The organism is uncultured Plantibacter sp. (genome assembly GCF_963518075.1).
Taxonomy (GTDB): Bacteria; Actinomycetota; Actinomycetes; order Actinomycetales; family Microbacteriaceae; genus Plantibacter; species Plantibacter flavus_A.
The window spans coordinates 608,873-622,837 of the sequence record NZ_CAUQHZ010000001.1; the positions used below are offsets into that span (position 1 = coordinate 608,873).

Genomic DNA, 13,965 nt, shown 5'->3' on the forward strand with positions numbered 1-13,965 from the left:
GCACCTATGGACATCATCGGCACAATTCTCTGGCCGCTCAAGTGGGCGGTCGAGCTGCTCCTCGTGGGCTGGCACCTGCTGTGGACGGCCATCGGACTCGACCCCGCGGCCGGTCTCACCTGGGTCCTCTCGATCGTCGGGCTCGTCCTCGTCGTCCGTGCCGCCCTCATCCCGCTGTTCATCAAGCAGATCAAGAGCCAGCGCAAGATGCTCGAGATCGCGCCGCAGATGAAGAAGGTGCAGGAGAAGTACAAGGGCAAGCGCGACCAGGCCAGCCGTGAGGCGATGTCCCGCGAGACGATGGAGCTGTACAAGAAGCACGGCACCTCCCCCGTCAGCGGATGTCTGCCGCTGCTCGTCCAGATGCCGATCTTCTTCGCCCTGTTCTCCGTGCTCAACGACGCCCAGAAGAGCAAGGCCGGGGTCGGCCCCCTGAACGAGACCCTCGCCGTGCAGTTCGGCGACGCGAACCTGTTCGGGATCGCTCCGCTGCACACGAGCATGCAGGCGGCACTCGCCGGCAACCCGGTCAACTGGGCGGTCGTCATCATCGCCGCCGTCATGGTCATCCTCATGTGCGCCTCGCAGTTCATCACGCAGCTGCAGATCGTGTCGAAGAACATGTCGGCCGAGACGAAGGCCAGCCCGCAGTTCAAGCAGCAGCGGATCCTCCTCTACATCCTGCCCTTCGTGTTCCTCTTCTCCGGCTTCGCCTTCCCGCTCGGCGTGATGTTCTACTGGCTGACGTCCAACGCATGGACCATGGTGCAGCAGTTCCTCGTCATCCGGAACATGCCCACCCCTGGTTCGGACGCTGCGAAGGCTCGTGAGGAGCGTCTCGCACGGAAGGGCAAGCTCATGACGCCGAACGGCGACGTCATCTCGATCTCCGAGGCGCCGGTACCCGAGAAGAAGACCCCGACGCAGCGCCAACAGCCCATGGGCAAGGCGCGTGCAAAGAAGCAGCAGACCGACGGACGAGACAAGTAGGAGTATCGGTGACTGACCAGGAACTGGCCCCGGCCCAGGACGAAGCGCCCACCATCACGCAGCTCGAAGAAGAGGGCGACGTCGCAGCGGACTACATCGAGGAGTTCCTCGACATCTGCGACATCGATGGCGACATCGACATCGATGCCCGCAATGGTCGCGCGTACGTGTCGATCGACTCCCCCACGGAGAGCAACCTGCGTCTCCTGTCGCGTCCCGACACGGTCAACGCACTGCAGGAGCTGACCCGCCTGGCTGTTCAGAACCGTACCGGTGGGTTCTCGCGGCTCATCCTCGACATCGGCGGATCCCGCGAAGCGCGTCAGCAGGAGCTCGGCTCCCTCGTGGAGCGGGCGGTCGAGCGCATCGAGGCCGGTTCCACCGAGGCGGCACTCCCCCCGATGTCGAGCTACGAGCGCAAGCTCGTCCACGACATCGTGTCGGCTCGCGGCTTCGTGTCCGAGTCGCACGGCGAAGGCCGCGACCGTCACACCGTCATCACTCGCGGCTGACGCGGCCTGATCGTTTCACGTGAAACTGCGATGACTGACGTGCCTGCAGGACTCGAACCGGAACCGGCGAAAGCAGCCGAGTTGTTCGGCGACCGGATCAATGTCGGTCGTGCATTCGCCGCGAACCTGGCGGAGTTCGGTGAGCCTCTCGGGCTGATCGGGCCCCTGGAACTTCCGCGTCTGTGGACACGCCACATCCTCAACAGCGTGATCGTGGCACCGCTCCTTCGTGCCGGGCGAGTCGGCGACGTCGGTACAGGCGCGGGGCTGCCTGGACTGGTTCTCGCGATTGCGCGGCCAGATGTCGAGTTCGTCCTCATCGAGCCGATGGAACGTCGGGTCGCCTGGCTCAACGACCAGGTCGCCGCCCTCGGGCTCGAGAACGTCATCGTCGTGCGAGCGCGCGCTGAGGAGGTTCGTCTCGACGAGCCCCTCGACCAGGTGACCGCGCGCGCGGTGAGTGCGCTGCGCAAGTTGCTTCCCCTCACCGCTCCCCTGCTTCGGGACGGCGGAGAGCTGGTCCTCATGAAGGGCGCCGGCGCGCAGGCGGAGGTCGACGCGTCGACCAAGGAGCTTCGCAAGTACCGGGTCTCCGGCGTCGAGGTTCGAACGCTTGGAGAGGGTGTTCTGGCGGAGCCGACCCGAGTCATCGTGGGAAGCGTTCGCGCCTGAGGTCGGTCGGGAGCGCCCGGGCCTCCGTGAGGGGCGCCGCAGACGATATCGGTCGGCTTGTGAGCCCTCGGGAGAATGGCTCCTGACGAACCGGCCCAGAATATGCGGCCAGTTCAGCGGTCCTGAGTTCGTCAGGAACGATTCTCCGGTCGATTTGGACGCGAATCCGGCGCGCTGGGCGGGCTGGATTCGAGTGTTTTCTGACGTTTGTCAGCCCTGGGGTCCCTGGTATCTCATATATGTTCCTTCTTTGGCCCGTCATCCCGTTTCTGTGACGCAGGGTCGGCACGGCCACTGGCGGGGCGGCGATGCTCCACGCTCCGCCGATCGTCCCACCCAGACGTCGATACTCGACGCGGTGGCCGACCGTCCGACTGACCCTTCGGAGATGACGGCCGAGTGTGTGTGGCAATGGTGAACCTCCCAGGTTGGTGATCCGGGCGTGCTCGTCAGGGATCTGCGGCCTTCGTTCGAAGTCCGAGTGGGCCCGAGTTCGCCCTTGGTTGCAGGGAAGATGCGTCGCCCCGTCCCACACGTTCGACTGATTCGCGGTGGTTCATCGCGTGGCGGATGGTGCCGTCGGGCCCCTGCGGCGAGGTGCGCATTCCGCCAGTTCCTCAGGTGCTTGCGGGCTGACTGGTGCCCGGCCGCCGGCAGACTCATGTCCGCCGGCGGGTTGGTGTTGGCTGAAGTGCTGGGAGAACCGTCGCACGGAAGGTCGGGGAGGGTTGGGCTGGTGCTATCGCCCGCGTCGAAGGCGCCCCGCTCTCGGAGGTTCTGGCGTCGAGCGGTGCGGTCAGATCCGAGCAACCTGCCGCTCCCCCCGCGCTGTCCTCGACCGGACGGTGACGTGCGCTGCACAGAGGCCAGTCGGCGTGACGACGTGTCGAGGTGCGCCGGCACTTCGGAGGTCGTGCTCGTGACTCCTGTCGGCCTGGACGGAGTAGGCGTGCTGCCGATTGACGATGCATCACTTTGCGCGCCGAGTCGGCTTCGGTAGAGGGTGCTCGGTGCCTGAAGGTTGAGATTGCACGACGTTTCACGTGGAACGTGGAAGGATCCCACTCGCTGGGGTTCCTCGTTCTCAGAAGTGGTTCGTATCGGACTGGAAGTCGTGTACTCAGTTCTCTCAGTAGGTACCCTCCGGAGGGAGGCGGTCGTGGTTGGATCGTCTCCGTGTTCGATGTTTCACGTGGAACATGAGTCACATGCGTTTCCTGCGTTGCTGTAGCGCGGTGGTGGTCATCAGTGGAGTTCGACGAGCACCACGCGCGGTCGCCGGCTGGCTCGCGCTCAAGGTCACACTCATCCGTTGCCTTGATCCTGTCGAGAGTGTTTCACGTGAAACTGCGGTCGAGTGCGGCGTTTCGAGTGCGGGGCTGGAACGGTTGTGCGACGTCGCGCCGCTATCGCTCCCCCTCGTGTCGTATCAAGTCGGTGAGGCGAGTGGCGGCCTGTGGCCAGAGGCCGCGGTGGTGCCCACCGATGCGAGCCGTTGGGTGGCTCGGCGTGCGCCATACCTTGGTTTCACGTGAAACGCTGGCGCGAACTCGTGCCAGTCGCACGGTGCCCATCCATACAAGCGTGTGGGGGATGACGCCTGTGGATAACTCTGTGGACAGTTCTCGAGCGCAACCGCAGAAATGCGTGGTCTCTCGGAAAGACGCGGACTTCAATCCGTACACCACCACCCTGAGGCCAACGCGCGCTGGGGCAGGAGACCAGACCTGCCGGAGCCGGAGTGCGGCCTTCGGGTCCGAACTTCCGCGGAAAGACGCGGATCTCTGCCTGATCGCGGAGGGATCTCCCCCATGGTTGTCAACACACGTCCGCTGGGCTCGTCTCGGGTCGATCGGACCAGCATCGACCTCCACGCGCGAAGCGCACGCGGTTGCGCGGGATTGCGCATACGGTTGCCCTGTGGATAACCCTGTGGAAGATGGAGGGCGGGGTGTCCCTGCTGGGCACCATTCGAGGCGTTCGATGAGATGCGGGTGTCGCGAAACGGCGCTCTGAGGCCGGCATGCGTATGCACTTCCCTCGAGCACGCTCGGAGATCGCACCCCCCGTCGTCAGCCCACGCTGGTACGGTTGAAGGACACGTTTCGAGCGAGAAGGTTTCACGTGAAACAACCCGAACCAACGCATTCCGCGGCTCCCGAGCGCGACTCCGTTGGTAGCGCCTTCGACGCGTCCACGCCGTTGGCTCGCGAGCTCCATCATCTGACTGAGAGGCGTAAGGCCTTGGCTCACGCAACCCTGCCGACGCCCGACCACACTCGGGTCTTCACGGTCTCCAACCAGAAGGGTGGGGTCGGCAAGACGACGACCACTGTCAACATCGGCGCCGCCCTCGCCCGTTCGGGCGCTCGTGTCCTCGTGATCGATCTGGATCCCCAGGGGAACGCGTCCACCGCACTCGGCGTCGAGCACCACTCCGACGTCCCGAGTGTCTACGACGTCCTGATCGACGACTTCCCCCTGGCCGATGTCGTCCAGCAGAGCCCCGAGTTCCCCACGCTGTTCTGCGCTCCGTCGACGATCCATCTCGCCGGTGCGGAGATCGAACTCGTTTCACAGGTAGCCCGTGAGCATAGACTCCGGACGGCCCTCGAACAGTTCATCCAGGATGCCGATGAGCCGTTCCACTACGTCTTGATCGATTGCCCACCGTCCCTCGGACTCCTGACGATCAATGCCTTCGTTGCGGCCAAGGAGGTGCTCATCCCCATCCAGTGCGAGTACTACGCGCTCGAGGGATTGAGTCAGCTCCTCAGCAGCATCCAGCTGATCCAGCGGCACCTGAACCCAGGGCTCGCCGTCAGCACCATCCTCCTGACGATGTACGACGGGCGCACCAACCTCGCGCAGCAGGTGGCTCAGGACGTCCGAGACCATTTCACCGGGCAGGTCCTCGAGTCCGTCATCCCACGAGCGGTGCGTATCTCCGAGGCGCCCAGCTTCGGACAGAGCGTCATCAGCTACGACCCCACGTCGCTCGGCGCGGTGTCCTATCTCGAAGCAGCGGCGGAGATCGCCAACCGATGGGCCGCAGGCTCCTCCGATACACCCGATACGAACCACCCTGAGGGAGTCAGTCACTGATGGCAACGAAACGAACTGGACTCGGTCGCGGGATCGGTGCACTCATTCCGACGACGAGTTCAGACTCGCAGGCGAACCGTCCCGTCGACGTCTTCTTCCCCGACAACCAGGGCACTGCCCGCAAGGCGGCGAAGGATGCTGCGACCGCAGCCGCGGACGCTGCCGCAGCAGAGGCCGCGGCAGCCGATGCCCCCACTGGCCCGGACGCCGCTGCTACCACGGCAGATGGGCCGCAGCTCGTGGCCGTTCCCGGTGCCCGTCTGGCGTACCTCTCCCCCGAACTCATCGTGCCGAACGCCAACCAGCCGCGCACGGTCTTCGATGAAGACCACCTCGCGGAACTCGTCACGAGCATCCGTGAGGTCGGCGTCCTGCAGCCGATCGTTGTCCGTCCGATCCCTGGCGACGACGAACGATACGAACTCATCATGGGTGAGCGGCGTCTTCGAGCCTCGAAGGAGGTGGGTCTCGACCGCATCCCCGCGATCATCAAGGACACCGCCGACGAGGACATGCTGCGCGATGCGCTGCTCGAGAACCTCCATCGCTCAGAACTGAATCCGCTCGAGGAGGCTTCTGCCTACCAGCAGCTCCTGGCCGACTTCGGAATCACCCAGGACGAGCTTGCCAACCGCATCGGGCGGTCCCGCCCGCAGATCAGCAACACCATCCGCCTGCTCAAGCTGCCGGCGGCCGTGCAGCAGCGCGTTGCTGCCGGTGTGCTGAGCGCCGGACACGCCCGAGCCATCCTGTCGCTGACCGATCCTGAGGCACAGCAGCGCCTGGCCGACAAGATCGTGAACGAGGACCTGTCCGTCCGCGCGGCCGAGGCTGCTGCGGCTCAGGGTGTTCAGGCGAAGAAGCCGCGTCCGATCGCCGGATCGCGACGCGGCCAACTCGATGAGATCGCAGACCGTCTCGGCGACCGTTTGAACACCCGCGTGAAGGTGACCCTCGGTGCGAAGAAAGGGCAGATGGTCGTGGAGTTCGCCACCATCGCCGATCTCAACCGCATCCTGAGCGAGCTTGGCGAGTCGGGCTTCGGTCAGTCCTCCTGAGGTTGTTTCACGTGAAACATGGGTTGCTCGGCGTTGAGTTTCCCGCATCCTTCGACAAGCTCAGGGACCGAGAAGGTGGGTTCTCAAGCTTGACAGGCGGTCGCCCCATCGCGGTCGTTGAGCTTGTCGAAGCGCCACAGACGCGCTCTGTGATTCGAGAATCCCTGGTCAGGGAGAGATTCACTGTGTTTCACGTGAAACACCGCGATAACGAAGAACCGCCCGACTCGGATGAGCCGGGCGGTTCCGCATTTCAGAATGACCTGATCAGGCGATGAAAGCTGCGAGATCCTTCTCGAGTGCGGCCTTCGGCTTGGCGCCGATGACGGTCTGCACGACTTCGCCGTCCTTGAAGACCTTCATCGCAGGGATGGAGGTGATCTGATACTTCATGGCGAGGTTCGGGTTCTCGTCGACGTTCAGCTTGAGAACGGTGATCTTGTCGCTGTTCTCGGAGCCGATCGTGTCGAGGATCGGGCCGACCGCGCGACACGGACCGCACCAGGCGGCCCAGAAGTCGACGAGGACGGGCTTGTCGCTGTTGATGACCAGTTCGTCGAACGTGGCCTCGGTGACTGCATCTGACATGAGTGTTCTCCTTCGTGGTGGCCAGGCCGACAGCCTGGCCGTCGATCAAACGGTGGTGGTGAGCACGGGGTCGGCCGGCTGCGGACGACCGGCGGTCTGTGCTTCGCCGATGGCCGACGCTTCCCCAGCAGCCTGCTCGAGGTCTGCGAGGTAGTGCTCCGCGTCGAGGGCGGCGATGGTGCCGCTGCCGGCGGCGGTGATGGCCTGTCGGTACGTGGGGTCGATGACGTCGCCCGCGGCGAAGACGCCGGGGAGGTTGGTCTTCGACGAGCGGCCCTTGACGGCGATCGTGCCCTCGGGGGCGAGCTCCAGCTGGCCGTGGATGAGGTGCGTCCGCGGGTCGTTGCCGATCGCGATGAACAGGCCACCGAGCGGCAGGTGGGTCTCCGTGCCGTCAATGGTCGAGCGCAGGGTCACGCCGTCGACCGCCTCGGCACCGGTGATGCCGGCGACTTCGCTGTTCCAGATGAACTCGATCTTCTCGTTCGCGAACGCGCGGTCCTGCATGATCTTCGACGCGCGGAGGGTGTCCTTGCGGTGGATGACGTAGACCTTCGACGCGAACCGCGTGAGGAACGTGGCCTCCTCCATGGCGCTGTCGCCGCCACCGATGACCGCGATCGTCTTCTCCTTGAAGAAGAAGCCGTCGCAGGTGGCGCACCAGGACACACCGTGGCCGGAGAGTCGCTCTTCGTCGTGTAGACCGAGCTTGCGGTAGGCGGAGCCGGTGGCGAAGATCACGGTGTGCGCCTCGTGTACCTGTCCGTTGCCGAGGGTGACCGTCTTGACGTCGCCGTCGAGCTTCAGCTCGGTGACGTCGTCGTAGAGCACCTCGGTGCCGAACCGCTCGGCCTGCTCCTGGAGCTTCATCATGAGCTCGGGGCCCTGGATGCCCTCGGGGAAGCCGGGGAAGTTCTCGATCTCGGTGGTGTTCATGAGCTCGCCGCCGGCCTCGACCGATGACGCGACGAGCAGCGGCTGCAGCGAGGCGCGGGCAGCGTAGATCGCCGCCGTGTAGCCGGCGGGTCCTGATCCGATGATGATGACCTGACGCACGATGCTCCTCAGTGGTTCGTGGGCTCCCGGACCAGGTGGGTTCCGGGGTTCCGAGTGGTGTAACACATCCTAACCGGCCGCTATTCCGCTCCCCCAGGGCCCTCGGGCAGCTCTCAGTCGGGGTGCGTGGGGTGGTGCCGACGCGTGCGCGTCAGCGCCCGAATCGGGCGAGGACGGGCGCCAAGGCAGCCTTGAGCTCCGGCGTGCGCAGGAGGGCGAGCACCGCGAGGTACACGGCGGCCATCACCGCCCCGACGACGGCCATGGTGACGATAGCGCCGGGGATCGTGGCGGTCGGGAACCCCTCTTCGCTGACACCGCCGAGCAGCAGCAGCACGACGACGCCGACCACGGCCGCGGGCACGGCGGCGGCGATGAACCGCACCAGGCTCAGGACGATGCGTCGGCCGTCGAGACCCCCGAGCCGGCGCCGGAGCAGTAGTGCGGCGACCACGGTCTGAGCGATGCACGCGATCGTGATGGCGAGCGCGACGCCGGCACCCACCAGATGCGGTGGGAGGACCAGGAGCACGATCAGCGCCAGGAGGACGAACAGGAGGGTCTGGAACAGGGTGAAGAAGAAGGGCGTCTTCGTGTCTCCGAGGGCGTAGAAGGCACGCTGGAGGACGAAGAGGATGCAGAAGGGGACGAGTCCGATCACGAAGGCGATGATGATGCCACCCATCGCCTGCGCCTGGTCGAACGTCTCGGCGAAGACGCTCCCGAATGGCACGGCGACCACCATGATGACGGCCGCTGCGAGCACGATGAGGACGCTCACGACGCGGATGGCCCCGGAGACGTCGGCCTGCAGTCGCTGGATGTCCCGTCCGCGCTCGCGTGTGCCCTGCGCGTGCTCGCTCATCCGCGTGAAATAGGCCGTCGCGATCGACACGGTGATGATCGAGTGCGGGAGCATGAAGATCAGCCAGGCGTAGTTGAGGATCGCGACCGAGGGCCCCTGATCGCTCACGGAGGCGACGATCTGGGTCTCGACGATCCCGGCACCGGTCGTCAGGAGCAGCATGCCGAAGGTCCAGCTGGCGATTCGTCCGGTGGCCCGGAGGCCGACGCCTCGCCACTGGAAGTCCGGTCGGAAACGCAGTCCGGCCCGACGCCAGAACAGCATGAGGAAGGCGGCCTGGACGACGACGCCGAGGGTGGCGGAGCCTGCGAGGAGCACCGTTCGACCGTCGGTCCACTCGCTGACCGCGAGGTCGCCGCTGCCGTACAGCGTGATGAAGGCGATCAGCCCGGCGATCGCGATGACGTTGTTGAGCACCGGTGCCCAGGTGAACGGTCCGAACATCTTGCGTGCGTTCAGGACCTCCCCGAGGACGGTGTAGAGCGCGTAGAACAGGATCTGCGGGAGACACCAGTAGGCGAACGCCGTCGCGAGCGCGAATTGATCAGGCGACAGCGTCGCGGCGACGATGAACACGAATACGGGTGCGAGCAGGGTGATGAGCGCGGTGGCCCCGCCGATGAAGACGAGGGTGATGGTGACGAGCTTGTTGATGTACGCGTTGCCACCGTCGGCATGGACCCCCGCACGGACGATCTGCGGCACGAGCACGGCGCTGAGCACGCCGCCACCGATGATGACGTAGATCGTGTTCGGGAGCTGGTTGGCGATCGCGAAGGTGTCACCGATGACCAGGACGCCGATGGCCTGAGCCACGAGGATCGCTTTGACGAAGCCGAGCAGTCGGGAGACGAGGGTTCCCGAGGCGAGGAGCGCGCTCGCCCTGCCGATGCCGTCAGCCATTCGTCTCCTGTCGTCCGGGTGACGACTCTACCGGGGGCTCATCGCTTGGCGGCTGACCGCTGCCCGGAGCAGCTGCGGAGGCGGCGGAAGTGGCGCCCGACGCGCGTCGCTTGGCTCGTCGACTGAGGACCATGCGGACCACACCGCTGACGAACAGCAGGGCGACGAGCAGGGCGAGGACGACGGCACCGATGCCCTCCCAGTCGGCGCGGACGTTCACGCCCACGAAGGACTGGTCACCGATCGCCTGCCCGCTGGTGCTGAAGAGTTGCAGCCGGAGGGTGACGTCGCCGTTGCCGATCTGCGACTGCACGGGGACGAGCACGGTGGCGCGCGAGTCCGCGGCGATCTCCTGCGTCACGGAACCGGAGATGCTCAACCGACCGTTGCTCGGTGAGGCCTCCATGACCACGGTGACGGGATAGGGCAGGTCGTTGCGCACGGCGAACGGCAGGGACACCTCGCCGCCGACCATGTTGATGCGACTGCTGTCGGTGACGCGCACCGACGCGAGGACCGCGTCCGTCCGTTCCTGCTGCGCGGTGACCGCCGATCCCCAGGCGTCCTCCGCACGCAGCCAGCCGGCCGCGAGGCTGGAGAGCAGGGTGGCGCGTTCCCGTCCGGTCAGCAGCTCGGGTTCGTCGAGCACCGAGGAGAAGGCGGTGACGTCCTGTTCCTCGTCGAGGAGGACCTGTACGTCGGACACGCGTTCGCTGTCGGGTGTCATCGCCCCGAGCGTCGCCGCCGCCGGGGGTTCGGCGAGCGTCGCCGCCAGGGAGGTCTGCGCCGTGGCCGGCAGGGAGCGGAGCGCGTTCACGGTGTCGGCGAGGGCCGGCAGGGTCGCGTCCACTCCCCGAGGCAGCACGGCGACGACCGTTCCGCCGGACGAACCCTCCGTGCCGATGGCGGCCGCCCGGGCGTTCACGTCGGCGATGGCGCTCTCGAACGCGGCGTCCGTCGTGGCGGCGGCGGCGTCGCCCAGCGACTCGGCGAGGCCGTGGTCGGCCAGCAGCGTCCGCGCTGTGCCGACCGTCGCCGAGGCGCGCACGGACTGTCCGGTGTCGGTCGTGTTCGCGGAGTCGAGCATCGTGACCGTTCCGCCCGACGCGGCGAAGACGGCGAGATCCGCATCGGTCACCGCGCCTCCCGCCCACACGATGCTGGGGAGCGAGTAACTCCACCTGAGGAGTTCGTCCATCGTCGGAACGGTCGGCACCGCCTGGCCGGGCGTCTCGGACGGGCTCGGTGTGGGTGTCGGTTCCTCCGAGGGAGTGGCTGCCGCCGATGAGTCGGAGGACGTGGCCGTCGGGGAGCCGGCCTGCGGCGTCGGCTGGACGTCGTCGGGCCCGGTGGTCGGCGACCCGGTCGGGGTGGGCGTCTCGGTCGGCTGCACGACGGGGAAGTCGGCGACGTTCAGGGCGAAGGAGAACGAGCTCGGGGTCAGTAGTCGATCGAGGCCGGCCTCGGCCTGCACGGCGGGTTCGGCGTCGCCGTACTGGAGCGCGAAGGTCTCGTTGGGTGCGGCCTCGAGGCGGGCGAGCCAGGCGACGGCGCTCTCCGGGGCACGCGTGCCGAGCGCGCGGACGGACGCGATGATGCGAGGGTCGATCCCGAGCGCGATCTGCTCGCCGAAGAGTGCGTCGAGCTGCGTCGTGAGCGCACCGTCGTCGGCCGTGAGCTCGGTGAGTTCGTCCGCATCGAGGAGTCCGCCGTAGCTGAGCGGCACGGTGAGCGGGGCCACGAGCGCGACGGTGGCGGACGTGGGCTGGCCCTGCGCCCGCCAGACGAGCGCCGTCCGACCTCCGGCCGCCGTGTCGCCCGCGACGTAGCCGGCTGAGACGCCGTAGGAGCCCCACGCGTCTGTGTCGTCGAACCCCAACGCCGGAGGAGTGAAGTCGAGCCCGCTGACGACGTACTGCTGTCCGGCGATGAGCTCGGGGATGTCGATCGTCCGCACCACGGTGGTACCGGCGGGGGTCGCGGCCGCGTCCGCCCCGGTCGTGTCGAGCCACGCGTCGAGCGCCGCCGTGCCGGTGATCCTCGCAGTGGTGACCGCCACGGACACGGAGCCGGCGGGGAGATCGGCGTCGGTGCCGTTCGTGAGCGTGATGCCGAACGAGGTGAGGGACGAGGGTTCGACCGCTCCCCCGTCGCTCGGGCTCACCTCGACGGACACGAGGCCGTCGGGAGTCGATGCCGTGTTCGCGCTCAGCTCGGGCGAGGCGATCGCACTGGAACCCGTGGACCAACCGCCGGCGGACACCACGGCGAACGACAGCGCGGCTGCTGCGAGGGCGCTGAGGAGGCGTGGGCGGTGGCGGTGGCGTGTCATGGGCGGTGGGGACGGTCCGCTCGGGCGGAGCCGTCCGGTGACGATTGTACGGGGGCCTCCCAGTCGAACCTGGGTGCTGGTGTCCTGGGAGACGCCGTTGCGCCGCCGGCGGAGGTGTGAGGGGGCCTCGCGCCCTACGCCCGCGGGGCCGGGTCGGACGTCTCGGACGAGTCCGTCCCGCCTGCTCGTGCTCCGGCGTCGCCCGGTCGATCCTCTCGGCGCCCGGACCCGAGCGACAGGGTGGCGAGGAAGCCGACCGCCAGGAATCCTGCGGCGGCGAACGCCGCGGAGCGGGTGCCGCCCGACAGGGCGATCCTGGCGTCCTCGGCCACCGTCGCGGTCGCCGGGTTCGCGTCGAGACCGGCGATGGCGGCGCCCGAGCTGTCGACGACGCTCGTCACGAGGGCGTCGCGCTGTTCGGTCGGTACACCGGCGTCCTCGAGTCGTCCGTCGAGGACCGACGCCGTGCTGACGAAGAGGATGGTCCCGAGGACGGCGATACCGAGTGCCGAGCCGATCTGTCTCGCCGTGCTCTGCGTCCCGGAGCCCTGGCCGCTCTGCTCGACGGGTACGTCCTTCAGGACGACGCCCGTCAGCTGTGCGGTGGCGAGACCGACGCCGAAGCCGTAGACGAACAGGAACGGCACGATCGCGAACCATTCGGTCGCCGGCCCGACGACCAGCCCGATGCCCGCGACGCCGATGATCTCCGCGGCGATGCCGACGCGGACGATGAGGACGGGCGCGACCCGGTTGCCGAACGCGCCGGCGAACCCGCTCGCAACGAAGGAGCCGATCGCGAGGGCCAGGAGGATCAGACCGGTCTGCAGTGCGCTGTAGCCGAGGACGAACTGAAGCCAGATCGGCAGCGAGAGGATGATGCCGAACTCCCCCAGCGAGACGATGAGGGCGGCGATGTTGCCGTTCCGGAACGACGGCAGCGAGAACAGGGAGAACGCGATGATCGTGCTGCGCCCCTGCCGCATCCGGTGGCGTCCCCAGAGGACGAACGCGACGCCTGCGACGACCGTGACCATGAGGGCCACGGGTACCGGGGAGAGCCTGAACGGCCAGGTCCAGTCCCCGATGACGAGCGGGTTCTCCGTGAGCCACCACCCGAGACTCCGGCCCTCGATGAGTCCGTAGACGAGGGACGCGCTCGTCAGGATGGACAGGACGGCACCGACCACGTCGATGCGGTCGGTCGCGGGTTCCCGTGACTCCCCCACGAACAGGAGGAGTCCGACGATGATGAGGACACCGAGCGGCACGTTGATCCCGAACGCCCAGCGCCAGGAGAAGTCGGTGGTGAGCCAGCCGCCGAGGAGCGGACCGACCGCCACCATGCCCCCGATCGTGGAGCCCCACACCGCGAAGGCGATCGCACGGTCGCGGCCTCGGAAGGTCGCGTTGATGATCGAGAGGGTCGTCGGCAGGATCATCGCGCCGCCGACGCCCTGGATGACCCGGGACAGGATCAGGAGGTCGCCCGTCGGCGCGACGGCGGCGAAGACGGAGGCTCCGCCGAAGACCACGACGCCGACGAACAGCATCCGACGACGGCCGAACCGGTCGGCGAGCGTACCGAACACGATGAGCAGGGCGGCGAAGACGAGCGTGTAGGACTCCTGGACCCACTGCACCTGGGTCGAGGAGATCCCGAGGTCGTCGACGATCGACGGGATCGCCACGTTGACGATCGTCGAGTCGACGATGATGAGGGCCACGGCGATGCTGATGACGACGAGGCCGAACCATTTGCGACGGTCCGACGGCGAGCGCTCAGGCTTCGCGGAGGGCGTGGACTCCGTCATGCGCGGAAACGATCAGCTGGCTGCATATTCTGATTATGCGCCTTCTCGAGGCTGATGTCACACGGACGTC

Annotated in this window: 10 protein-coding genes; 5 read left to right on the forward strand and 5 right to left on the reverse strand. The window is 67.0% G+C overall.

The genetic code is table 11. From position 1 onward, the window contains the following. Positions 1-6 precede the first annotated feature (6 nt). The 5 genes from yidC to RWN05_RS02960 all read left to right on the forward strand — a co-directional run bounded on the left by yidC (position 7) and on the right by RWN05_RS02960 (position 6,337). On the forward strand, positions 7-990 hold the full coding sequence (yidC, locus tag RWN05_RS02940; RefSeq protein WP_064294040.1) for a membrane protein insertase YidC: 984 nt from the start codon (positions 7-9) through the stop codon (positions 988-990). An 8-nt stretch (positions 991-998) separates the two neighbouring features. Then, complete coding sequence (locus RWN05_RS02945) at positions 999-1,502, forward strand: R3H domain-containing nucleic acid-binding protein (RefSeq protein WP_314138394.1); 504 nt, start codon at positions 999-1,001, stop codon at positions 1,500-1,502. Positions 1,503-1,532: 30 nt separating this feature from the next. Beyond that, on the forward strand, positions 1,533-2,174 hold the full coding sequence (gene rsmG / locus RWN05_RS02950) for a 16S rRNA (guanine(527)-N(7))-methyltransferase RsmG (protein WP_314138396.1): 642 nt from the start codon (positions 1,533-1,535) through the stop codon (positions 2,172-2,174). Positions 2,175-4,376: 2,202 nt separating this feature from the next. Further along, a complete protein-coding gene (locus RWN05_RS02955) occupies positions 4,377-5,279 on the forward strand; it encodes a ParA family protein (RefSeq protein WP_276207400.1) in 903 nt (300 codons plus the stop codon). After that, entirely contained in the window at positions 5,279-6,337 is a 1,059-nt protein-coding gene (locus tag RWN05_RS02960) for a ParB/RepB/Spo0J family partition protein (RefSeq protein WP_079003761.1), read from the forward strand. The genes RWN05_RS02955 and RWN05_RS02960 overlap by 1 nt, the downstream gene beginning before the upstream one ends. Positions 6,338-6,604: 267 nt before the next feature. On the opposite strand, the gene trxA is transcribed toward RWN05_RS02960, so the two are convergent. From trxA to RWN05_RS02985, 5 genes are all read right to left on the reverse strand, one after another. Next, positions 6,605-6,925, reverse strand: coding sequence for a thioredoxin (gene trxA, locus RWN05_RS02965; RefSeq protein WP_314138400.1), 321 nt, complete (start codon positions 6,923-6,925; stop codon positions 6,605-6,607). A 45-nt stretch (positions 6,926-6,970) separates the two neighbouring features. Beyond that, complete coding sequence (gene trxB / locus RWN05_RS02970) at positions 6,971-7,981, reverse strand: thioredoxin-disulfide reductase (RefSeq protein ID WP_175116606.1); 1,011 nt, start codon at positions 7,979-7,981, stop codon at positions 6,971-6,973. 151 nt (positions 7,982-8,132) lie between these two features. Further along, positions 8,133-9,749, reverse strand: a complete 1,617-nt coding sequence (gene murJ / locus RWN05_RS02975; protein WP_314138403.1) for a murein biosynthesis integral membrane protein MurJ — start codon at positions 9,747-9,749, stop codon at positions 8,133-8,135. Further along, on the reverse strand, positions 9,742-12,081 hold the full coding sequence (locus tag RWN05_RS02980) for a DUF6049 family protein (protein WP_314138408.1): 2,340 nt from the start codon (positions 12,079-12,081) through the stop codon (positions 9,742-9,744). The genes murJ and RWN05_RS02980 overlap by 8 nt, the downstream gene beginning before the upstream one ends. 134 nt (positions 12,082-12,215) lie before the next feature. Beyond that, the gene (locus tag RWN05_RS02985; RefSeq protein WP_314138410.1) at positions 12,216-13,895 is read right to left on the reverse strand and encodes a DHA2 family efflux MFS transporter permease subunit; all 1,680 of its coding nucleotides are present in this window, start codon (positions 13,893-13,895) and stop codon (positions 12,216-12,218) included. Positions 13,896-13,965: the final 70 nt, after the last annotated feature.

Excerpts from the sequence above, each read along its gene's own strand:
- yidC (WP_064294040.1), top strand. The coding sequence starts at position 7 with ATGGACATCATCGGCACAATTCTCTGGCCGCTCAAGTGGGCGGTCGAG.
- rsmG (WP_314138396.1), top strand. The coding sequence starts at position 1,533 with ATGACTGACGTGCCTGCAGGACTCGAACCGGAACCGGCGAAAGCAGCC.
- RWN05_RS02960 (WP_079003761.1), top strand. The coding sequence starts at position 5,279 with ATGGCAACGAAACGAACTGGACTCGGTCGCGGGATCGGTGCACTCATT.
- trxA (WP_314138400.1), bottom strand. The coding sequence starts at position 6,925 with ATGTCAGATGCAGTCACCGAGGCCACGTTCGACGAACTGGTCATCAAC.
- murJ (WP_314138403.1), bottom strand. The coding sequence starts at position 9,749 with ATGGCTGACGGCATCGGCAGGGCGAGCGCGCTCCTCGCCTCGGGAACC.
- RWN05_RS02980 (WP_314138408.1), bottom strand. The coding sequence starts at position 12,081 with ATGACACGCCACCGCCACCGCCCACGCCTCCTCAGCGCCCTCGCAGCA.
- RWN05_RS02985 (WP_314138410.1), bottom strand. The coding sequence starts at position 13,895 with ATGACGGAGTCCACGCCCTCCGCGAAGCCTGAGCGCTCGCCGTCGGAC.